The organism is Lysinibacillus sp. S1, from assembly GCF_044986265.1.
Taxonomy (GTDB): domain Bacteria; phylum Bacillota; class Bacilli; order Bacillales_A; family Planococcaceae; genus Lysinibacillus; species Lysinibacillus capsici.
The window spans coordinates 4,359,756-4,386,388 of record NZ_CP173154.1; the positions used below are offsets into that span (position 1 = coordinate 4,359,756).

Sequence of the window (26,633 nt, forward strand, 5' to 3'; positions counted from 1 at the left end):
TTTTAATATGAAAAGTATGTGCTGTTTCAAGCTAGAAAAGCGAATATTGTAGTAAAAGGGGACATACCTTCCTATCAGGAGGGATTCAATGGGTAAACGGTTTGGGCTTGTCATCGGACTGTTGGTAGTCATTATATCTATGTTGGTCCTATTTGATAGATTTGCAGGAGAAAAAAGGTCAGAAGCAAATAAAGAGGCTCAATCGCTTATAACAAATGAAGAGTTGAGTCTGGCTCGATTGAAGGATAAGCTACTTGAAAAGTATGTCGGCATTGACGTTAAAACGACGGAAGAAAAGGAATTAGTAATCCAAGTTGTAGGCGGAGAAGACTATTTCCAGTCAATTAAAAAAGATATGGAATCCATAGCAAAAAATGCTTTAAAAACGTCTCCCTTAAAGGACTATCCCATAGTTTTTGAAAGATGGGAGTTTACCTCCTTGCTTGATAACAACAAGATAATGGGGGATGATATGAACCTTTTGATGGAAGATTTAATTGCGGGCTTAGAAGCTTTTGACGTATATGAATATTTAGTTATTGAAAATCGAACAACCATTACCATACAAACAACGATAAAGGGCGCTACGCATGAGGCACTTGAGTTAGCTTTAAGGATGGAAGAAGCCATCAAGAAGATTGTACAAGCAAAAGCATCACAAAATGCTTCCTATGTTATTAACATATTAAATGCCCAACGAGAAAAAATAAATTAGCTGTGTAGAAAAATAACATAGGATTAAGGCATCGAGATTTTAATGCTCGATGCCTTTGACATGTTTAAAGCAGCTATGTAGTTGTTGCAAAGAGAGCTTGATAAAGAGTTGCTAGGAGTGCAACAAAGCGCATATCATCCGCATGGAAAAGCTTAAACTGTATACCTATCTGTACTAGCTCAGTCTCAATAGAGCTTGCACTCGCAATCTTTTCATCATTGCAATATAAATAAGCAGTAGAGGTAAAATCCTTTTCAAAACGAAATTCTAAATCGTCCATTGTAAATGAATAAGAGGATTCTAATAATTGCACTGTTTTCCGTTGAATGGGTATCAAGCTGCCATCAGGCATAACAATTTGATGGCTGACTCCTTTTGTTAACAGGGTAGATTGTACTTGAAAAAGTGGTGCACCTAAAGTAGTTCGTGTCTCATAACGGTACGGTAATGTTTGCTGTGCAGCTACCAGCAAGACAGCATTCAGTACTTTACCAGCAGAGGTACGCTCCATTTTTTGAAGTACACATACTGTTTCGTTCTGTTCATTCACGATTGGAATATCAGTGAAGCTTTTAAAGCCCTTCGGATAGGTAAGTGTAAAAGTTGTCATAAAGAAACCTCCAGTCATTATTTATACGAGTAGGTAGTCGATGAGGTTTCAAGAAACTAGCTCTACGGTGTTTTTTATCTACTTGCCTCTTTATAAATAAAAGAACAGGCTGCTGAAGTAGCAAATTATTTCCGCTTTCAGCAGCCTGTTCATTTTATGACATTTGGGTATGACCGGATAGAGCACGCTTTTCCTGCTCTGTATCAAATTCTTTTTCCATTTTTGACACGACCACTGTAGCTACACCATTACCAATTAGATTTGTAACTGCACGTGCTTCTGACATGAAACGATCTACGCCGATTAAAAGGGCAATCCCCTCTACTGGGATCATCGGGAAGGCTGCTAATGTTGCTGCAAGTGTAATAAAGCCAGAGCCTGTTACACCAGCTGCCCCTTTAGAAGTAAGCATTAAGATGGCTAATAGCGTAATTTGATGCCAAACATCTAAATCCACACCATAGGCTTGCGCAATAAAGATAGCAGCCATTGATAAGTAAATGGATGTTCCATCTAAGTTAAATGAATAGCCTGTAGGAATCACCAGCCCAACCACTTGCTTTGAACAACCATAGTTTTCAAGCTTACGCATCATGGAAGGTAATGCAGATTCAGATGAAGATGTTCCGATAACGATAAAGATTTCATCTTTAATGTACTTGATAAATTTAAAAATACTAAAGCCAAAGTAATGGGTAATCAATCCAATGATCACAACAATAAAAATGAACATTGTAATGTAAACAGATAGCATTAAAAATCCTAAGTTTCCTAATGATTTAAGTCCAAAATTTCCGATTGTATAACTCATGGCACCAAACGCACCAATAGGAGAAATTTTCATCACCATGTTAACGATTTTAAAGAAAATATCTGCAACTTGCTCGAAAAATTTAATAACAGGTTTAGCTGGTTCTCCAATCGCCGCCGCAGCTAGTCCAAATAAAACAGCTGAGAACAAGACTGGTAATAATTCACCATTTGCTAAAGCACMAACTACATTTTCAGGAATAATTTGCATAATAAATGCTCCTAAACCATGCTCTGCAGCCGCCGCGTCTGTATATTGTGAAACATCAGCACCGCTTGCTGCATCTGTATTAAAACCTTTACCTGGTTGAACAATATTGACAACGATTAAGCCAATTGCAAGGGCAAAAGTTGAAACAATTTCAAAATAAATTAAAGCTTTTCCACCAATTTTACCAACCTTTTTGACATCCCCCATGCTACCAATGCCGATTACGACTGTTAAGAAGATAATTGGTGCTATTAACATTTTAATAAGTTTAATAAATATATCCGCCAAGATTTTGAGCTTTGCCCCGAATTCTGGGAATGTTGCTCCGACGATAATCCCTAGTACAATGGCAATCAATACTTGTACTGTTAAGTTTTTAAAATTTATCCGCATATAGTTCTCCCCCTACAACATCTATGAATATTGTGTGAACGCTTTCATGTGGTTATCATAGCTGAAATTTTCCGACAATAGTGTTTATGACCGTAATGGTTGTATTGTTCATTTTGTTCATTCTGAGAGAAAGGGGGTATTAAGGCTAGTAATATCAAGGGTTTTAAGCTGTTTTATAGTAGTTGTGAGATTCGCGAATCTATTATAATACAATAGAAAAAATCCTTACGTTTTGTAAGGATTTTTCATTAATGAACAAAAGTATTAGGGATCAACGATTTTTTCAATCTCTGCTAAGATTTGATCGTTTTGAATATGGGCTCTATAAAAATCATAAACAGGTGCAAGTTGTTCCTTAAAGCGCTGTCTTTCTTGGGGACTCATTGTATACACATCAAAATCATCTAGCTGTTTCAGCTTGTCCATATCTTGTTCATTCATAAGTTCAGCCTGCTCAAATTGCCAATCGGTTGTTTCTTTCATAGCATCCAACAACTGATGCTGAATTTTGATAGGTAGAGAATTCCAAAAGGTTTCATTCATTAACACAGCATAGCCTAAAATCCCATGCTGAGTGATAGTCATATGCTTTTGTACTTTGTAAAAACCCTTTGAATAGATATTAGAAGCGGTATTTTCTTGTGCGTCTATTGCATGCTTCTCTAAATCCGAAAAGACCTCACTAAAAGAAATAGGTATAGGTGTTGCTTTGACCACTTCAAATTGCTTTTCTAATGTTTTACTTGGCATCGTACGCACTCGTAAGCCCTGTAAATCTTCAAAGTTATGAATAGGCTGCTCAACAGAGGTTAGATGCTTAAACCCATTGTACCAAAAGCCAAGCCCTTTAATATGGAACGGCTCTAGCTCATTAACCAATTGTTCACCAATAGAACCCGTTAGGACTTCCTTTACTTCCTCATTTGTATTAAACAGAAAGGGTAAATCAAGCACCTGCCAATTAGGAACATAAGCTGTCATTTTAGAAAAAGTAGGGATGATCATTTCCACTTCTCCCTTTTGCAATGCCTGAAATTCATTTTCATCATTAAATAAAGAGGAGTTGGAGTAGACATGTACTTTGACCTTCCCGTTTGTTTTTTCTTCTACTAGCTCAGCAAATTTGTTGGCAGCTTGGCCTTTAGGGGTATTTTCAGCGACGACATGACTTAAATGAATTGTTATCTGTGTGTCTAAACCCTTTTGCTCATCATCATAGGGAAGTGGCTTGGCGAATAGTAATCCTTGTTGAACACTGATAGTGAGGATTAACACAAGCACAGTTATAATCGTACCAATAATAAATTTTTTCATTGTATACACCCAATTAATTCGTATTTTCTGATGTTTTTGTTATTCTAACATATGGAGTAAGCTAAAATATAGTAGGAGGGAGGCGGTCAGTTGAAATTTCAGAAGTTATCCATGCAAAGAAAAATTATGTCTCTGACTTTTTTTATTCTCATGCTTTCCTTTAGCATTGGCGGTACTTTTTTGTTAGGTTTTGTCATGAATGAGCAAAAGACCAAACTAAGTGATCAAGCACTCCTTGTAGCAAAAACCGTCTCTCAGCTTCCTGAAATAAAAACATATATTGCTAGTGAAAATTACTATGATGCCGTACAGCATATTAATCCTGTTGTAGAGGAAATCCGTGATATCAATGGGGCAAAATATATTGTTGTTCTTGATATGCAACGACGAAAATATTCCCATCCTAATAGCCAGGAACTTGGTCGAATATCTCAATCTGGAGATTTAAACGCCGCTTTTTCAGAGCATTACTATACGTCGATTGCACGTGGAGAACATGGTAATATGGTTCGTGCGTTTGTTCCGATTATGAACCATGAAGGACAACAAATAGGTGTTACAGTAGTAGGGTACAGTGTTCTTACGGTAGTGGAGTTACTGCAAACAATGCAAACCGAACTAATGGTTACTGTACTATTATCGTTACTATTTAGTGTATGGGGAGCACGAACATTGGGGCTTCATATGAAAAAGCAAATGTTTGGGTTAGAGCCGCATGAAATTGCCAAAATGTATGTAGAACGTACAGAAACGTTTAATGCCATGCACGAAGGCATCATTGCTATCGATAATGATTTGACCATTACGATTTTTAATGAAAAAGCCTGTGATATCTTAGGCGTTTATGAAAAACCCTCTACATTGATTGGACAGAAAATCTTTCATGTCTTGCCAGATACACGACTTCCTGAAATTTTAGAGCTGGATCAGCCGTTATTTAATCGTGAGCTGTATATTAATAATCATAGTATTATGAGTAATCGAATTCCGATACAGGTGAATGGTGAAACTGTTGGGGCAGTGGCCATGTTTAAAGACCGTACGGAAGTGAAAAAGCTTGCCGAAGAATTAACAGGCGTTAGAGCATTTGTCCAAGCCCTTCGTGTACAAACTCATGAACATAAAAATAAACTGCATACGATAGCGGGTCTTTTACAGCTAGGTCATCATGAACAGGCACTTTCTTACTTAACACAAGTGAAGGAAGAGCATGATGAAATCACTAACTTTTTAAACGAACGAATAAAAAATGAAAATATTTCTGGGCTATTGCTCAGTAAAATTTCCTATGCGAAGGAACAAGGAATTCGATTGGAAATTGACCGTGAAAGCCGATTTACATCATTTCCAGCTAATTTGGATCATCATGATTTCGTCATTCTCTTTGGTAATTTGATAGAAAATGCGTTTGATGCATTAAAGGATGTACAGGTCGAGGAGAAGGTGATTCATGTTTCTGTGGATGAAGATGATGACGTATTAGCCATATTAGTAACCGATAATGGTGTTGGCATGACGGAAGAGGTCAAGCAGCACATTTTTGATAATGGTTATTCTACAAAAGAGAAAAACTACCGTGGAATAGGGTTATTTTTAATAAAGGAAATTGTCGAAAAAGGGCAGGGTGACATCGAAGTCATCAGTGAGCCTAACAAAGGAACAAGTTTTTTAATCACCTTTTATTATTCATAATGGATGGAGGGCTAGCAGTGGCACAGATTAGAGTATTATTAATTGAGGATGATCCAATGGTACGAGAGGTAAATCGTCAATTTATTGAAAAGGTAGAGCATTTTCAAGTGGTTGGACAGGCACCTAATGGGTTAGAAGGCATTACGCAAATTTGTCAACTGAAGCCTGATTTAGTTTTTATGGATATTTTTATGCCAGAGCAAGATGGTATTACAAGCTTACGCAGAATACGTGAGCTCGATTTACCAGTAGATGTTATTACCGTGACGGCCGCAAATGATATGGAGACAGTGAAACAGATACTGCATCTAGGTGTTTTTGATTATATTATGAAGCCTTTTTCTTTTGAACGTGTTAAAGGGACACTTGACAATTATTTACGCTTTAACAAGCAAACTCAAACAGAACGAGAGCTCACACAGGGAGAATTAGATCAGTTATTTCATTATCGTGATGGACAAACTATGTTGGATCAATCTGTTACATTGAAATCCGAAAAAAATCTCCCAAAAGGTTTTAATCGTACAACACTTGAAAAGGTTGTGCACTTTTTACAATCGGTGGATGGTGCCTCAGCGGAAGAAGTAGCCAGTGGAATTGGCATTGCCCGCGTAACAGCTAGAAGATATTTAGATTACCTTGAAAAACAAGAGGAAATCACAATGGATGTCCATTATGGTGGCATTGGTCGTCCTATAAACTATTACTTTAGTAAATAAAGAAAATCCTGATTGTCATAATAACAATCAGGATTTTTTGTGATTAACTAATAGGGCATGATTTTATCAACAGGTGTTGGTGTCTTAATCTTTGGCAGAATTTTATCTAGTGTTACTGTACGCTTAATCTCGTGTGTAGATGGATCATTTTCATCAAATTGATCAAGGAAGTTAATAACCTCTTTTACAATTGGTGTTGGCGTAGAAGCACCTGCTGTTACAGCAACGATGTTGATACCTTTTAACCATTCTACTTTTAGCTCTGAAACATCTGCAATTCGATAGGATGGTGTTCCTGCAATTTCTACAGAAACTTGTGTTAAGCGGTTCGAGTTATTGGATTTAGGATCACCTACAACAATAAGTAAATCCGCTTCACCTGCTTGCTGTGCAACAGCCTCTTGACGTACTTGTGTAGCTAAACAGATCTCTTTGTGTACCTCAATATGTGGGAATTTTTCTTTTAAACTATCCATTAAATGGGCGACATCCCATTGGCTCATTGTCGTTTGATTTGTGACAAGTAATTTATCATTCGTTAATTGTAAAGCATCAATATCGTTAGAAGACTGTACTAAGTGGACATGATCCGGGGCAACGCCAATAGCACCCTCTGGTTCGGGATGTCCTTTTTTACCAATATAAATAATGTCATAGCCTTCTGCTGATTTTTCACGAATTAAATCGTGGGTAACTGTTACATCAGGACATGTAGCATCAATGGACACTAAGCCTTTTCGCTTCGCAATCTCACGAATTTCCGGTGAAACACCATGTGCTGTAAAAATGACAGTACCTGTTTCAACTTGTTCAATAATTTCTAGGCGGTTGTCACCATCTAACGTGATGATACCATCCTCTTCAAACGCATCTGTGACGTGTTTATTATGCACAATCATCCCTAAGATGTAGATAGGTCTTGGTAATGTTTTATCAAGTGCGGCGTTACGAGCGATCACCATCGCATCCACAACACCGTAGCAATAGCCACGTGGATTAATTTTTAATACTTGCATGGTGGTTGTGACTCCTTTCAAGCTTACCTATCTACATTATAACGGACAGTGACAGTGAATACAAAGAAACGTTCATTTACATTGGTGGTTGGAAAATACGTGGTTTAGATGGAAGTGGCTCGGGAGGCGTAAATGATGCACTTTGCCTAGATGACCGTCTACTTCCAGCAGCCTTACTATCGCTTCCTGCTGCTTCTGTTGCTCCACCGCCAGCGGAAGGAAGTCCTTGGAATCCTTTATACAATTTTAAAAGTGATGGAATATTTTTCACCATCGGCATAGCTTGTTGGATATAAGGGGTATAGGTTTTGGCTGTATTAAATAAACTGTTGGCTTGCTGTAAAAATGAACCGACTTTCGAAGCTTCTTGCACAGGTGGCATCGGCATTTGCCCTCCAAATGAACCTATTCCATTAGCCATTGGAAAGCCGCCTGGAATTCGTGGTTGAACAGGGAAGCCTCCAGGCGGGAAAAAGGACTGTGGCGACATCTGTGGAGGTGTTTGCATGGGCATGGGCATTCTCATGCCACCCGGATACATTGGGTATGGATAAGGTGGTCGAAATACCATAATGATCTCCTTTCTACTTGTTTTTCATTGATGACATACCTGACTATAGCTATGATATGCAAAGGCTAATAGGAGGGTTCAATAAAGCTACATAAAAGCAAAATGTAATATGGAGTTTGTAAAGTAGAAGTCCAAATACAGCTAGACCTTAGGCTCCATATTCATTCATCCTCTTCATGATAGCGAAGCATTCGGTAGCCTACCCGTACATGTGTCTGAATAAGTTTGGGCTGTGCTGGATTAACTTCTATTTTTTTTCGAAGTGTAGCCATAAAAACTCGTAAACTTGGAACATCTGATTGAAGAGCATTTTGCCAGATTTCCTTTAAAATATAATTATGTGTTAGAACTTTCCCAACATTTTTGGATAAAACAATTAAAAGCTTATATTCAATCGGCGTCACATGTATTTCTTTTCCATTTACAAATACTGTATGATCAACATAATTAATTTGAAGATAACCATTTGTGAAAATGGGATTCTCTTTTTCAAGTGGTTGTTCATAGGCCATTCTTCTTAAGGCAACCCGAATTCTTGCTAATAATTCTTCCACACTAAATGGCTTTGTTACATAATCATCTGCACCTGCATCCAAAGCATTAATTTTATCATGTTCTTCTCCACGAGCACTTACGACGATAATTGGTGTTTGATTCCAACTTCTAATTTTTGTGATTAGTTCTACGCCATCTATGTCTGGTAGACCTAAATCTAAAATAAAAACGTCAGGTTTTATGGTAAGAGCCTTTTGAAGGGCACTATTACCATCACGTGCAATGTCGAATTCATAATGGTTTGTCGCTAATGTCATTTTAATTAAATTGGCAATTGCTACATCGTCCTCAACTACTAGAATTCTTTTACTCATCAAATTTCATTACTCCTTTTTTCAGCGAAAAGTTAAAAATCGTTCCTTGTGGTTTATTATCTGAAACGTTTATGCTGCTACCATGTAATTTTAAAATTGTTTGACAGAGTGCTAAGCCTAAACCAAGACCACGTCTACTATCACTGCGTTGTACTTTTCCAGTTGTAAATGGCTCAAACAAGCTACTTTTTAAAGCGTCATCGATTCCAGGCCCATTGTCAGAAATACTAAAACTTACGAATCCATCTGATTCTTTCACTATGATCGTAATGGCACTACCTGGTGGGGTGTAAGTCAATGCATTATCGATGATATTAATGAAAACTTGTATGATGAGTCGAGCATCCATTAAAGCAAATAAAAACTCAGGTTTAATTTCATAAGATATTTTATGTGTATTGTTTTGAGGAATAACATGGGACAGTGCCTCTTGAATAATATCTTCTACTAGTTCAATTTGCATTTCTAACGCAAATTGCCCATCCTCTAACTTAGATACAGCTAGTAAATTTTCAACCATTTGTACAAGCCATTTTGAATTTTTATAAATATCTTCATACAATATATTTTTTTCAATCTCTGGTATTAGTGGTGCATTGTTGAGTAAGATATCTGCATTTCCAGAGATAGCAGTGAGTGGTGTCCTAAGGTCATGAGAGATTGCACGTAAAAGGTTAGCTCGCATCTGTTCCATTTCAGCTTCTCGCGCTACTTCCTCATTAAGTTTCTGTAAATACCATTTATCCAAAGCGAATGAAAAATCATTAATAATGGCGTGCAAAATATTGCGCTCAAATGCAGGCAATGGGGAGACTTTAGATAGGGCAATACCTATAACACCCTTCACATCTCCATTAGAAATAACAGGTATATAATAAGCGTTCACTTCAGGAAAGATGTCTGTAGATACACCTGCTACATGCCTATTATTTGTAACCCAACTAACAACACCACATTCATTTGGATTATCGAAAAGTACAGCTATTTTTTGATTTTCACTACTAGACATTGTTTCAGTACGAAAGAAAGATGATTTCTCAATTACCTGGTTATTTATTTCGAAAAATTGTACAGGCTTTTCTACTAATTTAACAATTTGAGACATGCCTTCAACTATTATTTCTTCAATAGACTTAGCATGTTGAAGCCTACGATTTGTTTCAAGGAGCACCTCCATTCGATAAGATTTACGAATGGCTATAATGGTTTGCTCCTTTATCTTCTTTGTTAAGCTACTCGTAATTACGCCAGAGATAAACATGATAAAAAATGTCATTGGATAGTCACGATGATAAGCATCAAATGAAAATCGAGGCTCTGTAAAAAAGTAATTAAAAAGTAAGACAGCAATAATGGAGTTAATAATACTCATCATCGATCCAGTTGACCAAATAGCAAGGATGAGGACCCCTAAAATGTAAATTGTAATGATGTTTGACTCGCTTATACCAATTGAATATAGATACAAGCCGACAATTGATATGAAGCAAAATACGATAAACATTTTGAACAAATCAAGCCATTCAAATGATAATTTATTACTTATACTAGGAAAATAAAATGGTTCATTTTCTTGATCTGGTACTATGTGTAAGGCTAAGTTCGGAACAAATTCATTCAGGCGGTCACTTATTTTTGTGCTTGGTCGCCACCATTTTTTCCTCATACTTGTTCGTCCGATAACAAGTTTCGTGACCCCACTAATTTGAGCATAATTAGCAAGGGCTGCTGCTACGTCGTCTTCTTGAACGATGACGACATGGCCGCCAAGCTGTTCCACAAGTTTAATGTGTTGTTGTAATCGTTCTGAATTTGCACTACTTCCTTCTTGCTCCTGCAGGTTTTGCACATAAAGAGCAGTAAATTTACCGTGTAATGCTTGTGCAAGTCTTGCAGTGGTTCTAATAACTTTTGCATTTGTAGGAGAGCTACTGATACCAACTAGTAGGTGTTCTTCAATTTGTACAGGGTGTTTGACAGATTCATGGTTGTTTATTTGTTTATAGTTGATTGTATCCGCTGCTCTACGTAATGCGATTTCTCGTAATGACACTAAATTTTGTTTACGGAAAAAAGAATGCAGTGCTTTTTCCGCTTGTTGTTTTGCATAAACTTTACCTTCTTGTAGGCGTTGTATTAGTTCATCTGGTTCAATGTCTACAACTTTTATTTGAGATGCTTGATCAATTAAGTAATCAGGGATACGCTCTCGTACTTTAATGTCAGTAATTTCTTCTACTAAGTCATGAAGGCTTTCAATATGTTGAATATTTACAGTTGTATAAACATGAATCCCCTTTGACAGTAGTTCTTCAACATCTCCAAAACGCTTCTTGTGCCGCATTGTTGGAACATTGGAATGTGCCAATTCATCGATAAGAACAATTTCTGGCTTGCGCTGCAATACGGCATCAATATCTAATTCATAAAAAGCTTTTCCTCTATAGGTTATTTTTTTCGTCGGAATTTGCTCAAGCCCTTCTAGTAAAGCTAACGTATCTGGACGAGGATGCGGTTCTACATAGCCAACCACCACATCTTTACCTAATTTTTGAGCTTGATGTGCTGCATCTAACATTGCGTAAGTTTTACCTACTCCAGCAGCATAACCGAGAAAGATTTTTAAATTCCCTAAAATTTGTTGCTCCTGTTGAAGTCTTGCTAAAAACATCTCAGGAGTTGGACGTGTATTTTCCATCCTCGTTCACCTCATTTGTATTATAGCGTTAACTCCCATTAAGAAAGTATAAAGATTTTGCCTCTTTATGCTTTCTTAATAGAAAAGTAGATTTCCTAACACTACATTAATTTGAAAGTCAGTAAGATGAAAACAACCTAAATGAAGGAGGGGTATTTTATTGATGGACTTTTATATGGTTGTATTGTTACTGATAAGCTTCGCAAGTCTTTTGTCATTAACTACATGGTGCTTCAAACTAGTGGATGAGCAATAAGGAGGAGATAGGAATGTGGATTTTTATCGGGATTGTACTTGTATTCTTGTTTGGTTATCTAGGGCATGCATTACTTTGTCCTGAAAATTATTAAAGGCTGTTAGGAGGTAATGCACTATGTGGCAAATAGCCATAGTATTAATTATTTATTTACCGCTCGTTATCTTAACTGGGCATTATCTATATCGGGTAACATTACATCAAAAAACATGGCTTGATCCTATTTTAGACAAAGTTGATGCAGTAATTTATAAATTGTGTGGCATTAAACAAGTAGATATGAATGGTAAAGAATATGTACTTTCATTAATACTTTCAAATGCAATTATGGTTTTTATTGGATATTTTTTGTTGCGCATTCAATCATTCCTGTTTTTAAATCCAAATAATATTAGCAATATGGAAGCTACACTTTCATTTAACACGATTATTTCTTTTATAACCAATACAAATCTTCAACATTATAGCGGTGAATCTGGACTCAGTTATTTATCACAGATGCTAGTCATTATCTTCATGATGTTTACATCTGCAGCTACTGGTTATGCAGCTTGTATGGCGTTCTGTCGTCGCCTTGTTGCGAAAACAGATACTATTGGGAATTTCTTTATTGATTTTGTTCGTGTTATTACGCGTATTTTAATGCCTATCTCCATCGTTGTTGCCATTATTTTAGTATCTCAAGGGACACCACAAACCTTAAGTGCAAATAAAACAGTACAAACGATCGAAGGAAAATTACAAGATATTGCACTTGGACCTGTTGCTTCTCTAGAATCGATTAAGCATATAGGTACGAATGGTGGGGGCTTTAACGGAGCCAATTCAACAACACCTTTTGAAAATCCAACCGTTCTCTCAAATATAGTGGAGATGTTATCGATGATGCTATTGCCGGGCGCTTGTGTAGTTGCCTTTAGTTTGATGATTGCTTATAGAAAAAAGAAAACTATTTTTGGAAAACAAGGTTTAGCTATTTTTGCAGCAATGAGTATATTGTTTCTACTCGGATTAGTGACTGTGTACATAGCAGAGAAGGCTGGTAATCCAATTATAAGTGAACTCGGTATAACACAGGAGCTAGGGAACATGGAAGGAAAAGAAATGCGTTTTGGAGTAGTACAATCAGCATTATTTACCACTGTCACTACTGCGTTTACAACAGGATCTGTTAACAATATGCACGATACATTGACGCCTCTTGGGGGTCTAGTACCGATGTTTAATATGATGCTAAATGTTGTGTTTGGTGGTAAAGGGGTCGGCCTGATGAACATGATGATGTATGTTCTACTAACAATTTTTATTGCCTGTTTAATGATTGGGCGATCTCCTCAGTTTTTAGGTAAAAAGATTGAAGAGAAAGAAATGAAATTAATTGCTCTATGCATTTTGATTCATCCGGCTATTATTTTGCTATTTTCAGCACTAGCAGTTGTAACACCAACAGGAATAGCAGGCATAACGAATCCAGGTGCTCACGGATTATCACAGGTTTTATATGAATTTGCTTCAGCCTCTGCCAACAACGGCTCAGGGTTCGAAGGGTTAGTAGATAATTCCACATTTTGGAACGTGACAACAGGACTTGCAATGTTCTTTGGACGATATTTAACCATTATCATTCAACTTGCGATTGCGTCACTACTTGCCAAAAAATTTTGGCACAGTGATTCAATAGGAACATTAAAAACGGATAATACTACTTTTACTTTTTTACTAGTGGCTATCGTTTTAATGATTGGTGCCCTAACATTTTTACCAGCTTTAGCACTTGGTCCAATTACAGAGCATTTACAACTTTATTCTTAATGGAGGAGTGAGCATATGGAAACAGTAAGAAAGAGTTTTTTGACAAGTAAGATGCTGAAAAATGCAATGATAGACGCTTTAAAAAAGTTTAGTCCCACTTATATGCTAAAAAATCCTGTTATGTTTGTTGTAGAAGTAGGATTTTTGTTTGTGGTGCTATTAGTTCTTTTTCCAAATATGTTTGGGAGTGTAGTAGAAGAACATGCTCGATTATACAATGGAATAGTTGCTATCCTACTTTTTGTTACAATTCTATTTGCTAATTTTGCAGAGTCAATTGCAGAAGGAAGAGGTAAAGCACAAGTTCAAACTTTAAAAAAAACAAAGACAGTGACACAGGCTCGTGTGTTGCTTCATGATGGTACGGAAATCCTTAAACAGGCCAATGACCTAAAAAAAGGAGATATTGTATTAGTTCAAGCTGGAGAGGTAATTCCAAATGATGGGGAAGTCATTGATGGCATTGCTACTGTGGATGAATCGGCAATAACAGGTGAATCTGCCCCTGTTGTAAAAGAACGAGGTGGAGATTTTTCATCCGTTACGGGTGGTACGACGGTTACGAGTGATTGGTTGATGATTGAAATTACTTCATTGCCTGGCGAATCATTTCTGGATAAAATGATTACGCTAATTGAAGGGGCTAGCCGTAAAAAAACACCAAATGAAATAGCCCTTAATACACTTCTAGTAAGTTTAACAATTATCTTTCTGTTAGTGGTAGTGTCCCTCTATCCAATGACTATGTATTTGAATGTGCCAATTTCTATCGCAACATTAATAGCACTTACAGTTTGTTTAATTCCTACAACGATTGGTGGATTATTATCCGCAATTGGTATTGCAGGTATGGATAGGGTAACACAATTTAACGTCATTGCAATGTCTGGGAGAGCGGTGGAAGCCTGTGGAGATGTGGATACATTAATCTTAGATAAGACTGGCACGATAACATATGGCAATCGAATGGCAGCTGAGTTTCTACCAGTAAAAGGAGTTGCCAGAGAAGAGTTAATGCAAGCTGCATGGCTTAGTTCTCTAACAGATGATACACCTGAGGGAAAATCTATCTTATCGCTTGCTTGCGAATTAGGGGTGAATACGGACGGTGAAAAAAGCATTATCCAGACAAGTAAACATATTCCCTTCACTGCACAAACACGAATGAGTGGCTTGGATAGGGTGGATGGCACAAAAATTCGAAAAGGTGCCTATGATACGATAAAAAGAGAGAGTTTGAAGGCAGGGTACAGTATTCCTTCAAATCTAGAGTTGCTGGTTCAACAAGTATCTACAGTAGGGGGGACGCCTCTGGTCGTAGCACTGAATGATAAAATTTTAGGCGTTATTTATCTAAAGGATATTGTCAAGGCTGGACTAAAGGAACGTTTTGAACAGCTTCGTGAAATGGGGATTAAAACCATTATGTGTACAGGAGATAATCCACTTACAGCAGCAGCCATTGCAAAGGAAGCTGGAGTAGATAGCTTTATCGCAGAAAGCAAACCTGAGGACAAGATTCAAGTCATTAAGGATGAACAGGCACAAGGGAAGGTAGTAGCAATGACTGGTGATGGTACAAATGATGCACCAGCGTTAGCGCAGGCCAATGTTGGGCTTGCAATGAATTCAGGTACAAATGCAGCAAAAGAAGCAGCTAATATGGTTGATTTAGATTCAAATCCAACTAAAATTATTGAAATTGTAGAGATAGGGAAGCAGCTTCTGATGACACGTGGCGCTTTAACAACATTTAGTATCGCTAACGATATAGCAAAATATTTTGCCATCATACCTGCTATGTTGATGGTGGCTGTACCTGAGATGAGCGCATTAAACATAATGAAACTTAATTCTTCAACAAGTGCGATTATTTCTGCCTTAATTTTTAATGCAGTCATTATTCCCTTGTTAATTCCAATTGCAATAAAGGGAGTAACGTATAAACCAATGAGTGCTACAAAACTTTTGAATAAAAATTTATTAGTCTATGGTATAGGTGGTATTATAGCTCCTTTTATTGGGATTAAGTTAATTGACATACTAGTTGGTCCACTATGCCGTAGTTTAGGGCTATAGGAGGAAGGTACATGCGAAAACTATTTATGAACTTAAAGCAAGCAATTCTGATTACAATAACAATGTTTATACTGTGTGGGCTAATCTATCCTTTTGCGGTGACTGCTTTAGCTCAAGGATTACTCCATCATCAAGCAAATGGTAGTTTACTAGAAATCAATGGTAAAGCTGTTGGTTCAGAACTGATCGGTCAATCCTTTTCAGCACCATCATATTTCTGGGGACGTGTTTCAGCCATTCATTATAATGTTTATACTGAGGATGATACGGTACCAGACAAAAATGGTCAGTTAAATTATAGTGGTGTGACTTCTGGAACTTTTAACTATGCACCATCTAATCCAGAATTGAAGAAGCGAATTGAAGCAGATATCAAGAAGTTTCTACATGCAAACCCAACAGTAAAACGCCAAGATATACCTGCAGATTTAATGACAGCTTCTGGCTCAGGGCTGGATCCACATATTAGTGTGAAGGCTGCAAACATTCAAGTGAAGCGCATTGCCCTAGCAAGCGGTCTTTCAGAAGAAGAGATTGAAAAAATCATTGAAGAAAATACGGAGAAACGAACACTAGGAATCTTTGGAGAAAATAAAGTGAACGTTCTAATGGCGAATTTAACTATCATGAAAAAAATGGATAATAGACAAGAATAATAACTATAAAATCAGGTAGAGAAATGCTTTATTCTCTACCTGATCGTATTTTATGCTTGAGAATTTACAAGAATTTTAATATGATTACGTTCCTTCATTAATGCCTCAAAGCCTTCTGTTACCACTTCATCAAGAGCAATTCGTTTCGTAACAAGCTTGTCTGCAGGGAAGTAACCTTGGGTCATCAGCTCCATTACGGCTGGGAAAATATCGCGGTAGGCAATAATTCCTTTGACTGTTCGCTCTGATAGAACGATATTGTTCGGTTGGATAGCAGCTGTAGACTCCCAAATCGACACGATGATTGTTTCACCTTCAAAAGTTGTTGAGTCAATAGCTTGTTGTAATACCACAGGAACGCCCGTTACTTCAAAGGCAACATCTACACCACCATTTGTTAATTCATGTAGACGCGCAACGGCATCTTCCTCTTTAGGATTAATGACGGCTGTTGCACCAAGTTCTAAAGCTTTTGCGGCACGCTCTGCTGAAAGCTCTACAGCATAGATTTCTGATGCGCCCGCTGCACGTAATGCTTCAATGACAAGTAGCCCGATTGGTCCTGTTCCAAAGACGGCAGCTTTGTCACCGGCTTTTAATTTACTTTGACGCACAGCATGTAAAGCGACTGCTGCTGGTTCAACAAGTGCTCCTTGCTCATAAGAAAGCCCTTCTGGCATTTTGTGAACCATTTTTTCATCTACCATTGTATATTCGGAGAATCCACCGCCACCGCCTGACAGACCGTGAAAACCTAAATGTTTACAAATATTATATTTACCTTTTTTACAGGCAGCACATTCGCCACATGCAAGGATTGGTTCTACTACTACAGGATCACCGATTTTAACAGATGTAACACCATCGCCAATTTCAACTACTTCACCTGAAAATTCATGTCCCATTACAATAGGTGCTATGTCTTTACTTACATAGTGAGGTTGCTCCACTGGAATAAAGATTGGCCCAGCTGCGTATTCATGTAAATCACTGCCACAAATCCCTGTCCAATGTACTTTGATTTTTACTTTTCCAGGTGCGATGACTGGTTCTTCAATGTTTTCTACACGGATGTCTTTTGCTTTATACCATCTTGCTGCTTTCATAATCTACCAACCTCCCATAATATCTTACAGCTCTATCATAACATGTGGGGAATCTGCTAATTATTAGTTCCCTATAACTTGACATAAAAATTACATATTACAAGCGTTTTCGAACATTGTTACAGCGCTTTTATGATTGCATATTCTGCGTATTTCAAGTACCTTTGATAAGGGCTTTGTTACGGTGATAATAAAACATTAAAAATATGTTTATGCTAGTAAGAAATAGTACGTAAATATACCTTAAAGTTCGAATAATGGTACAATGAAAAAGATGTTAGGAGGAAYSAATGATGTCAAAATATACTGATTATAATCTTCAGCCATTTTTGCAGGACGCCATTGCAAATCTTGGCTTTACAGAACCGACACCAATTCAAAAAGAAATTATTCCGCTTTTATTAAAAGGGAAAAGTGCTATTGGACAGGCACATACAGGAACAGGGAAAACACATAGTTTTTTAATTCCAATTGTTCAACGTATTGATGTAGAAAAACAGGAAGTACAGGCCGTTATTACTTCTCCTACACGAGAGTTAGCACAGCAAATTTTTGATGCATTAAATCAATTAATAGAAGGAACAGATATTCAAGCAAAACTATTTATTGGGAGTACGGACAAACAACGCTCCATTGATAAATTAAAAACACAGCCACAAATTGTTGTTGGAACACCCGGATGTATTCGTGACCTTGTTTCAGCACAAGCGTTATTTGTGCATACAGCACCAATTTTAGTTGTCGATGAAGCGGATCTAGCTTTTGATATGGGCTTCATTGAAGAGATTGATGGATTTGCTTCACAGATGCCCGAAAAGCTTGAAATGTATGTTTTCTCTGCAACAATACCAGAAAAACTTCAGCCGTTTTTAAAGAAATACATGGAAGCACCAGTGCATGTCCATATGAATGATAAACGACCAGTGGCAGAAGGTATCGATTTTGTACTTGTACCAGTGCGCTCAAAATCTCGTAATAAACGTTTATTAGAAGTCATTGAGGGCATTAATCCCTTTTTAGCTGTTATCTTTACCAACACACGTAAGACAGCAGAACACGTTGCTGGCTATTTAAATGAGCATGGTATCCGTTGTGGCCAAATTCACGGTGATTTAAGTCCACGTGATCGTAAAAAAATGATGAAGCAAATCCGTGATCTTGACTACCAATACATTGTAGCAACTGACTTAGCTGCTCGTGGTATTGATATCCAAGGCATTTCTCATGTTATTAACTACGAGATTCCAGAAGACTTAGAATTCTTTATTCACCGCGTTGGTCGAACAGCGCGTGCAGGCAATAAAGGGACAGCCATTACTTTATTTGAGCCATCAGATGAGGATGCAGTAGTTCGCGTAGAAAAAATGGGCATTCCTTTTGTACAAAAAGATGTAAAAGATGGCGAATGGTCAGAGTTAAAAGAGCGTCATGCCCGTAAAAATCGTGTGAAGCAAGAGAATGAAATTGATGTGAAAGCAAAAGCGTTGGTACGTAAGCCTAAAAAGGTAAAACCTGGCTATAAACGTAATATGAAGTGGGAAATGGAAAAAATTAAAAAACGTGAACGTCGCTTAAAGGCACGCGGTAAAAAATAAGGGGGCTTTTACATGTTACTTGGCTCACATGTTTCGATGAGCGGGAAAGAAATGCTACTTGGCTCTAGTAAAGAGGCACTGTCATACGGAGCCAATACATTTATGATTTATACTGGAGCACCGCAAAATACACGTCGCAAAGCCATTGCTGACTTAAACATTATGAATGGACTCCTGCATATGAAAGAGCATGGGATGACCAATATTGTTGTACATGCACCTTACATTATTAATATTGGCAATACGGAAAAACCAGAAACATTCCGTCTCGGTGTAGATTTTCTACAATCGGAAATTGAACGTACTGCTGCACTGGAGGCAACGCAAATTGTTTTACACCCTGGTGCMCATGTAGGAGCTGGTGCTGATGCCGGTATTGCTAAAATTATTGAAGGTTTGAATGAGGTATTATCTCAGGACTATCCCGTTCAAATTGCATTAGAAACCATGGCAGGGAAGGGGACGGAATGTGGACGTTCCTTTGAAGAACTTGCTAAAATTATTGATGGTGTAACGAATAACGAGCGACTTTCTATATGCTTTGATACCTGTCATACACATGATGCTGGCTATAATATCGTGGAAGATTTTGATGGTGTATTAAACGAATTTGATAAAATTATAGGCGTGGAACGCATTAAAGTATTGCATATCAATGACTCAAAAAATGTGCGCGGTGCAGGTAAGGATCGTCACGAAAATATTGGCTTTGGTCATATTGGCTTTGATGCCCTTAACTATGTAGTACACYATCCACAATTAATGGATGTTCCTAAAATTTTAGAAACACCCTTTGTCCCTCTCAAGAGTGACGCTAAATCTAAGGTAGMTCCGTATAAAGTGGAAATCGATATGTTACGAAGTGGTACTTTTAAACCTGAGCATATTGAAGCTTTAAAAGGCTAACAGAAATAACCCGAAATCAGGCTAGTTCTGATTTCGGGCTTTTTTTATTTTGTAAACAAGGCGATGAGTTGACGAGAGCGCTTTCTTCCTAAAACGGCCTCCACTTCAACGAGAATATCTTTAGGTATCCCTAAAAATAGCCAAGAAAATGAGAATTGCTCCAAATAAGGTCGAAGTTTTTTTACTTCAGAAGTCGTAATGCTAAAGCCTTCTTCACGAGCAATCGCGACAATTTCCTTATCCGTGCTTTGTGCTAATTGCTGTAAAAATTGAATACTCAAAGTCAATCCTCCTTTATCTCATTAATTTTCACGAAATCATTTATACACTTGCAATCAGCTATTCGAAAAAGCATCCATCTTCTTTTCTTTACAAAAACTGCACTTTCCTTTATACTTACAATTTGTAAATCGTAATGATTTTGAATTAGAAARAAGCGATCATGCATGAAAACAACACTTATTGACATTGAAAATGTGTCATTTCAATATGACTATACGCAAGTTTTAAAAAACATTTCTTTTCGTGTAGAAGAGGGAGATTTTTTAGCACTTCTCGGCCCAAATGGTTCGGGAAAATCAACATTATTAAAAATTATTTTAGGTTTGCTGAAACCTTTATCCGGAGAAATAAAATTATTTGTTGAACCAAGTGCAAATTTTAAGCACCGTGAATGGATTGGCTATGTCTCGCAAAAATCCAATGCCTTTAATTCTGGGTTCCCGGCAACCGTGCAAGAGGTCGTGAAAAGTGGATTAACGAAAAAATTAGGGCTTTTTAAAAGACCTGGTCGAGATGCCAAAGACAAAGTTCAAGAAGCTTTAAAGGCAGTTGGCATGGATGCTTATATGAATCGCAACATTGGAGAACTATCTGGTGGACAACAACAACGTGTTTTTATTGCAAGAGCTTTAGTCAGTAATCCCAAATTGCTCATTTTAGATGAGCCAACTGTCGGCATTGATCACGAGAATGTGCAGTCATTTTATGATATGCTGGCGAAATTAAATCGGGAACAAGGAATTACGATGATTCTTGTCACACACGATGTCGATACGGTATCGAATCGTATCAGCCATGTGGCATGTTTGAATCAAACTATTCACTTCCACGGCTATAAAAATGAATTTGATAATATTTCTCAGGATGCGCTAGACGCTTGGTATGGCCATTCCGTGAGAAAGATTCATTAGAAGGAGCAGGCATATGATTGAAGCAATTTTACATTATGAATTTTTACAAAATGCCTTTTTCTCTGGATTATTAATTGGCATACTTGCGCCCCTGCTGGGTGTGTTTATTGTTGTACGTAGGCTATCCTTGATTGCGGATGCTTTGTCACATGTAACACTTGCAGGAATTGCTGGGAGCTTATACATTAGTCAATCAGTGACAGCCTTAGCAATGCTCAATCCTATTTATCTAGGAATACTAGCCTCTGTGAGTGGCTCTGTCTTGATTGAGCGTTTAAGGCGTTTGTATAAGCACTATGAGGAGCTTGCCATTCCAATTATCATGTCAGGTGGTATTGGGATTAGCGCCATCTTTATTTCACTTGCCAGTGGTTTTAGCACAGATTTAATGAGTTATTTATTCGGCTCGGTTTCTGCTGTATCTCGTCAAGACTTATGGGTAGTGATTGGCATTGCTGCCATTGTGATTATCTTTTTGTTTTTATTTTTTAAAGAATTATTTGTTTTGTCTTTTGATGAGGAATATGCAAAAGCTAGTGGACTTCCGGCTCGTTGGGTTCATCTTTTATTTATGATTGTAACAGCACTTGTCATTGCGGCAAGTATGCGCATAGTTGGTATTTTACTTGTATCATCTCTGATGACATTGCCTGTTGCAGCAGCAATGCGCTTGGCAAAGGGCTTTAAACAAACCATCATTTTTGCCATTGTTTTTGGAGAAACAGCTGTACTAATTGGTCTAATTAGCGCATTTTATATGGATTTAGCGCCAGGAGGCACGATTGTTGTCACTTCTATTCTGATTTTGTTACTTGTAATCCTAGGGAAGAAAGTAGCACTTAAAATGGCTGCAAAGCAGGGGGAGGTAGCGCAATGAATATTTCAAGAGCGTGGGAAATATTAAAGGAAAATGGCTATAAAAAAACAGATAAACGGGAGTTAATATTAGATATGTTTGCAGCAACAGATAAATATCTAACAGCCCGTGATTTATTGGATGTTTTAAAAAAAGATTTTCCGGGAATGAGTTTTGATACTATTTATCGTAACCTTGCTACTTTTGTGAAACTTGGGATATTAGAAGAAACAGAGCTATCCGGGGAACGTAATTTCCGTATGCACTGTGAATCTGCGCATCATCACCATCATTTTATCTGTATGGACTGTGGCAACGTCAAAGAGCTTAATCTTTGTCCAATGGAAATGTTAGGTGAAAAATTGCCTGATTATGAAATTGAAAATCATAAGTTTGAAATATATGGTAAGTGCCCTGATTGTAAGCATGACACTCTGTCACATTAAATGTTGACAGAGTTTTTTTCTATGTAAGAAGAGGGTGCCTATAGAAGGCTACCCTCTAAAAGGATTAAGCTACTGCCACTCGACGAATCGCAACAATTTTATTGCAATCTACGATTAAAGGAGAAGCAGCTGCTGCACCTGGCTCAAGGAAGTATGCACAGCAATTTCTTGGATCGAAGGAAATGAAAGTCACACCTAAGAAGCTAATACCTCCAGATAAGAAGATATCTAGTGTAGTAGCTAGCTCTAATTTTCTTAATTGGTGACAAATACAGCCTCTACAGTTGCTGCTCATTCTTGGTGTACATTTTTCTTCTTTTTTACAATGACATTTTTCTTCTTTTTTACAATGACATTTTTCCTCTTTTTGGCAATGACATTTTTCAACTTTACGTTGACAGCATTTTTCCTCTTTTTTAGGACATTTACAGCCTTGCCAGTTCATATGTGACATATATCTTTTATCTTCCATTGTCTAGACCTCCCTTCCTCTAGTTTCGTAAGGGTAACCCTTACAGTAATAATCTATGTTTGGTGCATAGCTAGAGGCTGGCGATATGTCCGATAGGCTGCTTAAAAATCTATATTTTTCTCAAAAACTTTTGCAATGTGTAAAGCCCTAAGCTGAGATATTGCTATAAACATCTAATCAAGCTAATGGTATGGGGATAGATTTCTTATTTCCTTCTACAAGCGCGAAAAAAAGATGAATCTTTACATTTCTGTAAAGATTCATCTTTTAAATAGAAGTTTATTGATGTTTTTGTTGGAAATCTACCATGAAATCTCTTAAAGCTTCACATGCCTCAAGGGGCACTGCATTATAAGTGGAAGCACGACAACCACCTACAGAACGATGTCCATTTAGCCCAACAAAACCTGCTGCCTTTGCCTCTACAAGGAATAATTTTTCCAGCTCCTCATCTGCAACACGGAATGTAATGTTCATTAAAGAACGGCTTTCTGGTGTGGCATGGCCTTTGTAGAAACCATTACTTTTGTCAATGGCATCATAAATGACTTTAGCCTTTAATTCATTATGTTTCTCAATTTCTGCTACGCCGCCTTTAGCTTCAACCCATTTTAACACCTCGCCTAGCATATAGATCCCAAATGTTGGAGGTGTATTATAAAGTGAATTACTATCAGCATGTGTTGTATACTTTAGCATCGTCGGAATATTTTTATTGGCTTTTTCAAGTAAATCTTTGCGAATAATTACGACCGTTACACCTGAAGGACCAAGGTTTTTTTGAGCACCAGCATAGATGATTCCGAACTTTTCAATATCAACTGGTTTTGATAGGATGTCACTTGACATATCTGCCACTAATGGAACATTTCCTGTATCAGGGTAGTTTTTCCATTGCGTACCATATATCGTATTATTGGATGTGATGTGAACATATGCATCATCTTCATTGAATTGAATATCTTCTAAAGCAGGAATATTGCGGTATTGGTTTTCTTTTGTGCTTGCAGCTTCAACAGGTGTCCCAAATAATTTAGCTTCCTTAAAAGCTTTCTCAGACCATGAGCCTGATAATACATAGCTAGCTTTTTGCTCAGTTGTTAAGAAGTTCATAGGCACCATTGTAAACTGAAGGCTTGCTCCACCCTGTAAGAATAGTACCTCATAGTTTTCAGGAATAGCATAAAGTTTTTTTAATAAAGTAATGGCTTCGTTATGTACTTCATCAAAAATGGCACTACGGTGACTCATTTCCATAATGGACATACCTGAATCACGGAAGTTTACTAATTGCTGTTGAGCATTTTCTAATACTTCTTGTGGTAGAGCAGATGGACCTGCGTTGAAATTGTATGCACGTTGTGTCAAAGTGGTACACTCCTTGTTTGGTTAATAACAGAACTTTACTGGATTATAACCTAATTTTCAAGAGAAAAAATAAAATTCTTAATATTTGAGCAGAATGGAGACAGACTCGCAACAAAATGTACACATTTAAGCAGGTATTTTTCATTAAAAACGAACAAATAGAAAGTTATTTTTGAAATTAAGTGATATTTTCCGTATATTAAATATTTTTTATTACCATAAAAACGATAATGTTCGTGTTTTAATTTACAAGTATTTCCTTATTGGGAGTGTGAAACCTACAGGCTAAAGCAAAACCATTAAAATCGATTGTTAGAGAAAACTCCTTATTACTTTACGAGAGATAAGCAGGTTTTTGTATAGTATTATAAAGAAAAGAAAAAGAGGTGTTCAGGATGTTTACAGTAGAGAAAGCTTGTTTAGTAGTTGTAGATGTGCAAGGAAAGTTAGCAACAATTGTAGATGACTGTGAAATGGTAATTGAAAATGTGGCAAAGCTCGTACAAGCAATGCAGGCACTGGAAGTACCTATTTTATGGCTAGAACAAAATCCAAGTCGTTTAGGCGGAACGGCTCTTGAGATTGCTCAGCATTTAGAAGGGCAACCGATTCCTAAAATGGCCTTTAGTGCGTGCCAAGAAGAGGCATTTGTAGAGGCTATGAAGGAAAATGGACGTACTCAATTCATTGTGACAGGTATTGAAACACATATTTGTGTGTACCAATCGGCTAGACACCTGAAAGAACAAGGATTTGAAGTAGAGGTTGTTGTAGATGCAGTATCTTCTCGAACAAAGGCAAATAAAGAAATTGGGCTTACAAAGATGCATGCGCTGGGTATTTACCCAACTAGCACCGAAATGATCTTGTATGAGCTACTACAACGTGCAGATCATGAACATTTTAAAACCATTTTGAAGCTTGTTAAATAACGCAAATTAAAATTGAAACAATTGGTATGTTTATTCCATTCATTGTAATAACAATTTTGCTTTCAAGAGAAATATATACAAAGAAATTGGGTTAGATTGAATAAATGTAGATGTCTAATGGGTCTATAGACCTTTATTGGGCATCTTTTTTATTTTAGGGCTATATTATGTGTGACATTACTCATATAAAAACTTAGCCATTCCATTTGTTGTATACTATAATTAAAAATCGGGAATTCGTTATGGGTAAATAACTTTTAATTAGGATGATGACTATGAAAAAACAGTCATTTTTATGGGAGAAATGGAACAGCTAATATGGCTTGCCAAGCAATCCTCAAAAATCCCTCACACATCTGAGCAGCTTATCTCACAAGGGTTTTTACCTGAGGCAATTGGCCAATATGTGTTCATAACGAAAAATTTCTGGCAGCTTAAAGAGCCTTTATTATGGATTCATTCATTAGAAAATGCCTCTGTAAAAGGTAACTTTTATGCTCACTTGAAAGAGACGAATTCACAGACAGAAGCTGCGATTGAAACAAAAGAAGGGCAATTTGTTGTAGCCATAAATCAAAATGCTGATAAGGAAGACGGGAAAGTAGCTAAAAAAGGTGAAATATCCTATGTTTTAATTGCAGAATTTGTTGGGCTCATCCTTGTCATTGCAGTTATCCTGTATATCATCCTTCGTAAACGAAAGAAAAATCAACTGAAACAATAAAAGCAAAGTCGCGAATGTGCGACTTTGCTTTTTTATGCAGGCATGTCCGTTGGTGTTGGTTTTGCATAGCCCTCTTTATACGTGTCATCAATGAACTGACGAATTTCTTTTAAGCTCTTGCCTTCTTTGTGCAGTTGTGCTGATTGGACAGCAATCTCTAAGCACACTAAACAACGCGTCCCATGATCATCCCAAACAATCGAACCATCCTCACTTTTTTCCTGAATAAAGCAATTTAAATTACTTTTATGGCCAGCAGATTCCCCACAGCCGCAATAGCATGGCATCCATTCGAGAATCTCTGTTGATTGTCCAGCGATTTGATAGACTAAGCGTATATTTTCTTGCTTGCCCTCTAAAAAGGTTGGTAGGACGTCTGCAGAAGCTGTTTCTTCTTGGATATCACCAGATGCCTCTGCATGGTCATGACCTTCATGTGAAGCGTCATTTGCTTTAGGAGAGGTTTCAGCACTGTTTTTATTTTCTCCACAAGCACTTAATAACAGTAACGCCAATACAACAAAAATAGTAATCGATTTCTTCAAAAATAGCGCCTCCTACATGTTTACAATACTTCCATTATAACATCGTTTTCATAAACATTTACAGACGCC

At 37.3% G+C, this 26,633-nt stretch carries 25 protein-coding genes; 13 read left to right on the forward strand and 12 right to left on the reverse strand.

Annotation, left to right across the window (positions count from 1 at the left end; translation table 11 throughout):
- The first annotated feature begins 88 nt into the window (after positions 1–88).
- Entirely contained in the window at positions 89–715 is a 627-nt protein-coding gene (locus ACHZEU_RS21880) for a hypothetical protein (RefSeq protein WP_048392204.1), read from the forward strand.
- Between the two features lie 73 nt (positions 716–788).
- Here the strand turns inward: ACHZEU_RS21880 and ACHZEU_RS21885 are convergent, their stop codons facing one another.
- The 3 genes from ACHZEU_RS21885 to ACHZEU_RS21895 form a co-directional block, all read right to left on the reverse strand.
- The gene (locus tag ACHZEU_RS21885; RefSeq protein ID WP_048392205.1) at positions 789–1,325 is read right to left on the reverse strand and encodes a hypothetical protein; all 537 of its coding nucleotides are present in this window, start codon (positions 1,323–1,325) and stop codon (positions 789–791) included.
- Positions 1,326–1,479: 154 nt separating this feature from the next.
- A complete protein-coding gene (locus tag ACHZEU_RS21890; RefSeq protein ID WP_404803758.1) occupies positions 1,480–2,739 on the reverse strand; it encodes a dicarboxylate/amino acid:cation symporter in 1,260 nt (419 codons plus the stop codon).
- 264 nt (positions 2,740–3,003) lie between these two features.
- On the reverse strand, positions 3,004–4,053 hold the full coding sequence (locus tag ACHZEU_RS21895) for a TRAP transporter substrate-binding protein (protein WP_048392207.1): 1,050 nt from the start codon (positions 4,051–4,053) through the stop codon (positions 3,004–3,006).
- Positions 4,054–4,203: 150 nt separating this feature from the next.
- On the opposite strand from ACHZEU_RS21895, the gene ACHZEU_RS21900 reads away from it, so the two are divergent.
- Together ACHZEU_RS21900 and ACHZEU_RS21905 are read left to right on the forward strand one after the other, a co-directional pair.
- The gene (locus ACHZEU_RS21900; RefSeq protein WP_167444839.1) at positions 4,204–5,745 is read left to right on the forward strand and encodes a sensor histidine kinase; all 1,542 of its coding nucleotides are present in this window, start codon (positions 4,204–4,206) and stop codon (positions 5,743–5,745) included.
- A gap of 17 nt (positions 5,746–5,762) precedes the next feature.
- The gene (locus ACHZEU_RS21905) at positions 5,763–6,464 is read left to right on the forward strand and encodes a response regulator (protein ID WP_279495603.1); all 702 of its coding nucleotides are present in this window, start codon (positions 5,763–5,765) and stop codon (positions 6,462–6,464) included.
- A gap of 47 nt (positions 6,465–6,511) precedes the next feature.
- Here ACHZEU_RS21905 and ACHZEU_RS21910 read toward each other — a convergent pair whose 3' ends face one another.
- The 4 genes from ACHZEU_RS21910 to ACHZEU_RS21925 all read right to left on the reverse strand — a co-directional run bounded on the left by ACHZEU_RS21910 (position 6,512) and on the right by ACHZEU_RS21925 (position 11,618).
- Positions 6,512–7,480, reverse strand: a complete 969-nt coding sequence (locus ACHZEU_RS21910; protein WP_048392210.1) for a 4-hydroxy-3-methylbut-2-enyl diphosphate reductase — start codon at positions 7,478–7,480, stop codon at positions 6,512–6,514.
- 76 nt (positions 7,481–7,556) lie between these two features.
- Positions 7,557–8,051 (reverse strand): VrrA/YqfQ family protein, encoded by a 495-nt coding sequence (gene vrrA / locus ACHZEU_RS21915; RefSeq protein WP_004227219.1) that lies wholly within the window; start codon positions 8,049–8,051, stop codon positions 7,557–7,559.
- 161 nt (positions 8,052–8,212) lie between these two features.
- The gene (locus ACHZEU_RS21920) at positions 8,213–8,920 is read right to left on the reverse strand and encodes a response regulator transcription factor (RefSeq protein ID WP_004227221.1); all 708 of its coding nucleotides are present in this window, start codon (positions 8,918–8,920) and stop codon (positions 8,213–8,215) included.
- Positions 8,913–11,618, reverse strand: coding sequence for a sensor histidine kinase KdpD (locus ACHZEU_RS21925; protein WP_279495602.1), 2,706 nt, complete (start codon positions 11,616–11,618; stop codon positions 8,913–8,915). The genes ACHZEU_RS21920 and ACHZEU_RS21925 overlap by 8 nt, the downstream gene beginning before the upstream one ends.
- Before the next feature lie 373 nt (positions 11,619–11,991).
- Here ACHZEU_RS21925 and kdpA point away from each other — a divergent pair, with 373 nt between their 5' ends.
- The 3 genes from kdpA to kdpC are packed head-to-tail and all read left to right on the forward strand — an operon-like array spanning position 11,992 to position 16,421.
- Positions 11,992–13,686, forward strand: a complete 1,695-nt coding sequence (gene kdpA, locus ACHZEU_RS21930; RefSeq protein ID WP_279495601.1) for a potassium-transporting ATPase subunit KdpA — start codon at positions 11,992–11,994, stop codon at positions 13,684–13,686.
- A 15-nt stretch (positions 13,687–13,701) separates the two neighbouring features.
- Positions 13,702–15,765, forward strand: a complete 2,064-nt coding sequence (kdpB, locus tag ACHZEU_RS21935) for a potassium-transporting ATPase subunit KdpB (RefSeq protein ID WP_404803759.1) — start codon at positions 13,702–13,704, stop codon at positions 15,763–15,765.
- Positions 15,766–15,776: 11 nt separating this feature from the next.
- A complete protein-coding gene (gene kdpC, locus ACHZEU_RS21940; protein ID WP_048392214.1) occupies positions 15,777–16,421 on the forward strand; it encodes a potassium-transporting ATPase subunit KdpC in 645 nt (214 codons plus the stop codon).
- Positions 16,422–16,471: 50 nt separating this feature from the next.
- Here the strand turns inward: kdpC and ACHZEU_RS21945 are convergent, their stop codons facing one another.
- On the reverse strand, positions 16,472–17,527 hold the full coding sequence (locus ACHZEU_RS21945) for a 2,3-butanediol dehydrogenase (protein WP_048392215.1): 1,056 nt from the start codon (positions 17,525–17,527) through the stop codon (positions 16,472–16,474).
- A gap of 293 nt (positions 17,528–17,820) precedes the next feature.
- On the opposite strand from ACHZEU_RS21945, the gene ACHZEU_RS21950 reads away from it, so the two are divergent.
- Positions 17,821–19,122, forward strand: a complete 1,302-nt coding sequence (locus ACHZEU_RS21950; protein ID WP_404803760.1) for a DEAD/DEAH box helicase — start codon at positions 17,821–17,823, stop codon at positions 19,120–19,122.
- Between the two features lie 12 nt (positions 19,123–19,134).
- A complete protein-coding gene (locus ACHZEU_RS21955; RefSeq protein ID WP_404803761.1) occupies positions 19,135–20,028 on the forward strand; it encodes a deoxyribonuclease IV in 894 nt (297 codons plus the stop codon).
- A gap of 44 nt (positions 20,029–20,072) precedes the next feature.
- On the opposite strand, the gene ACHZEU_RS21960 is transcribed toward ACHZEU_RS21955, so the two are convergent.
- Positions 20,073–20,309, reverse strand: a complete 237-nt coding sequence (locus ACHZEU_RS21960; protein ID WP_004227236.1) for a Nif11 family protein — start codon at positions 20,307–20,309, stop codon at positions 20,073–20,075.
- Positions 20,310–20,474: 165 nt separating this feature from the next.
- On the opposite strand from ACHZEU_RS21960, the gene ACHZEU_RS21965 reads away from it, so the two are divergent.
- Genes ACHZEU_RS21965 through ACHZEU_RS21975 form a run of 3 tightly spaced genes read left to right on the forward strand, consistent with a single transcriptional unit; the run spans position 20,475 to position 22,523 of the window.
- Positions 20,475–21,221, forward strand: a complete 747-nt coding sequence (locus ACHZEU_RS21965; protein WP_404803762.1) for a metal ABC transporter ATP-binding protein — start codon at positions 20,475–20,477, stop codon at positions 21,219–21,221.
- 13 nt (positions 21,222–21,234) lie between these two features.
- Positions 21,235–22,098 (forward strand): metal ABC transporter permease, encoded by an 864-nt coding sequence (locus tag ACHZEU_RS21970; RefSeq protein WP_048392219.1) that lies wholly within the window; start codon positions 21,235–21,237, stop codon positions 22,096–22,098.
- Entirely contained in the window at positions 22,095–22,523 is a 429-nt protein-coding gene (locus ACHZEU_RS21975; RefSeq protein WP_048392220.1) for a Fur family transcriptional regulator, read from the forward strand. The genes ACHZEU_RS21970 and ACHZEU_RS21975 overlap by 4 nt, the downstream gene beginning before the upstream one ends.
- A gap of 64 nt (positions 22,524–22,587) precedes the next feature.
- Here the strand turns inward: ACHZEU_RS21975 and ACHZEU_RS21980 are convergent, their stop codons facing one another.
- Positions 22,588–22,995, reverse strand: a complete 408-nt coding sequence (locus tag ACHZEU_RS21980; RefSeq protein WP_279495598.1) for a hypothetical protein — start codon at positions 22,993–22,995, stop codon at positions 22,588–22,590.
- Between the two features lie 279 nt (positions 22,996–23,274).
- Positions 23,275–24,363 (reverse strand): 3-phosphoserine/phosphohydroxythreonine transaminase, encoded by a 1,089-nt coding sequence (gene serC, locus ACHZEU_RS21985; RefSeq protein WP_103118443.1) that lies wholly within the window; start codon positions 24,361–24,363, stop codon positions 23,275–23,277.
- 395 nt (positions 24,364–24,758) lie between these two features.
- Here serC and ACHZEU_RS21990 point away from each other — a divergent pair, with 395 nt between their 5' ends.
- Complete coding sequence (locus ACHZEU_RS21990; RefSeq protein ID WP_279495597.1) at positions 24,759–25,295, forward strand: hydrolase; 537 nt, start codon at positions 24,759–24,761, stop codon at positions 25,293–25,295.
- Positions 25,296–25,599: 304 nt separating this feature from the next.
- Positions 25,600–26,019 carry a hypothetical protein gene (locus tag ACHZEU_RS21995; RefSeq protein ID WP_233732086.1) on the forward strand — a complete coding sequence of 140 codons (420 nt, stop codon included), beginning with the start codon at positions 25,600–25,602 and terminating at the stop codon, positions 26,017–26,019.
- A gap of 32 nt (positions 26,020–26,051) precedes the next feature.
- Here ACHZEU_RS21995 and ACHZEU_RS22000 read toward each other — a convergent pair whose 3' ends face one another.
- Complete coding sequence (locus tag ACHZEU_RS22000; protein WP_279495595.1) at positions 26,052–26,564, reverse strand: PCYCGC motif-containing (lipo)protein; 513 nt, start codon at positions 26,562–26,564, stop codon at positions 26,052–26,054.
- Positions 26,565–26,633: the final 69 nt, after the last annotated feature.

Excerpts from the sequence above, each read along its gene's own strand:
- ACHZEU_RS21880 (WP_048392204.1), top strand. The coding sequence starts at position 89 with ATGGGTAAACGGTTTGGGCTTGTCATCGGACTGTTGGTAGTCATTATA.
- ACHZEU_RS21885 (WP_048392205.1), bottom strand. The coding sequence starts at position 1,325 with ATGACAACTTTTACACTTACCTATCCGAAGGGCTTTAAAAGCTTCACT.
- ACHZEU_RS21895 (WP_048392207.1), bottom strand. The coding sequence starts at position 4,053 with ATGAAAAAATTTATTATTGGTACGATTATAACTGTGCTTGTGTTAATC.
- ACHZEU_RS21900 (WP_167444839.1), top strand. The coding sequence starts at position 4,204 with ATGCTTTCCTTTAGCATTGGCGGTACTTTTTTGTTAGGTTTTGTCATG.
- ACHZEU_RS21910 (WP_048392210.1), bottom strand. The coding sequence starts at position 7,480 with ATGCAAGTATTAAAAATTAATCCACGTGGCTATTGCTACGGTGTTGTG.
- vrrA (WP_004227219.1), bottom strand. The coding sequence starts at position 8,051 with ATGGTATTTCGACCACCTTATCCATACCCAATGTATCCGGGTGGCATG.
- ACHZEU_RS21920 (WP_004227221.1), bottom strand. The coding sequence starts at position 8,920 with ATGAGTAAAAGAATTCTAGTAGTTGAGGACGATGTAGCAATTGCCAAT.
- ACHZEU_RS21925 (WP_279495602.1), bottom strand. The coding sequence starts at position 11,618 with ATGGAAAATACACGTCCAACTCCTGAGATGTTTTTAGCAAGACTTCAA.
- kdpA (WP_279495601.1), top strand. The coding sequence starts at position 11,992 with ATGTGGCAAATAGCCATAGTATTAATTATTTATTTACCGCTCGTTATC.
- kdpB (WP_404803759.1), top strand. The coding sequence starts at position 13,702 with ATGGAAACAGTAAGAAAGAGTTTTTTGACAAGTAAGATGCTGAAAAAT.
- kdpC (WP_048392214.1), top strand. The coding sequence starts at position 15,777 with ATGCGAAAACTATTTATGAACTTAAAGCAAGCAATTCTGATTACAATA.
- ACHZEU_RS21945 (WP_048392215.1), bottom strand. The coding sequence starts at position 17,527 with ATGAAAGCAGCAAGATGGTATAAAGCAAAAGACATCCGTGTAGAAAAC.
- ACHZEU_RS21950 (WP_404803760.1), top strand. The coding sequence starts at position 17,821 with ATGTCAAAATATACTGATTATAATCTTCAGCCATTTTTGCAGGACGCC.
- ACHZEU_RS21965 (WP_404803762.1), top strand. The coding sequence starts at position 20,475 with ATGAAAACAACACTTATTGACATTGAAAATGTGTCATTTCAATATGAC.
- ACHZEU_RS21970 (WP_048392219.1), top strand. The coding sequence starts at position 21,235 with ATGATTGAAGCAATTTTACATTATGAATTTTTACAAAATGCCTTTTTC.
- ACHZEU_RS21975 (WP_048392220.1), top strand. The coding sequence starts at position 22,095 with ATGAATATTTCAAGAGCGTGGGAAATATTAAAGGAAAATGGCTATAAA.
- ACHZEU_RS21980 (WP_279495598.1), bottom strand. The coding sequence starts at position 22,995 with ATGGAAGATAAAAGATATATGTCACATATGAACTGGCAAGGCTGTAAA.
- ACHZEU_RS21990 (WP_279495597.1), top strand. The coding sequence starts at position 24,759 with ATGTTTACAGTAGAGAAAGCTTGTTTAGTAGTTGTAGATGTGCAAGGA.
- ACHZEU_RS21995 (WP_233732086.1), top strand. The coding sequence starts at position 25,600 with ATGGAACAGCTAATATGGCTTGCCAAGCAATCCTCAAAAATCCCTCAC.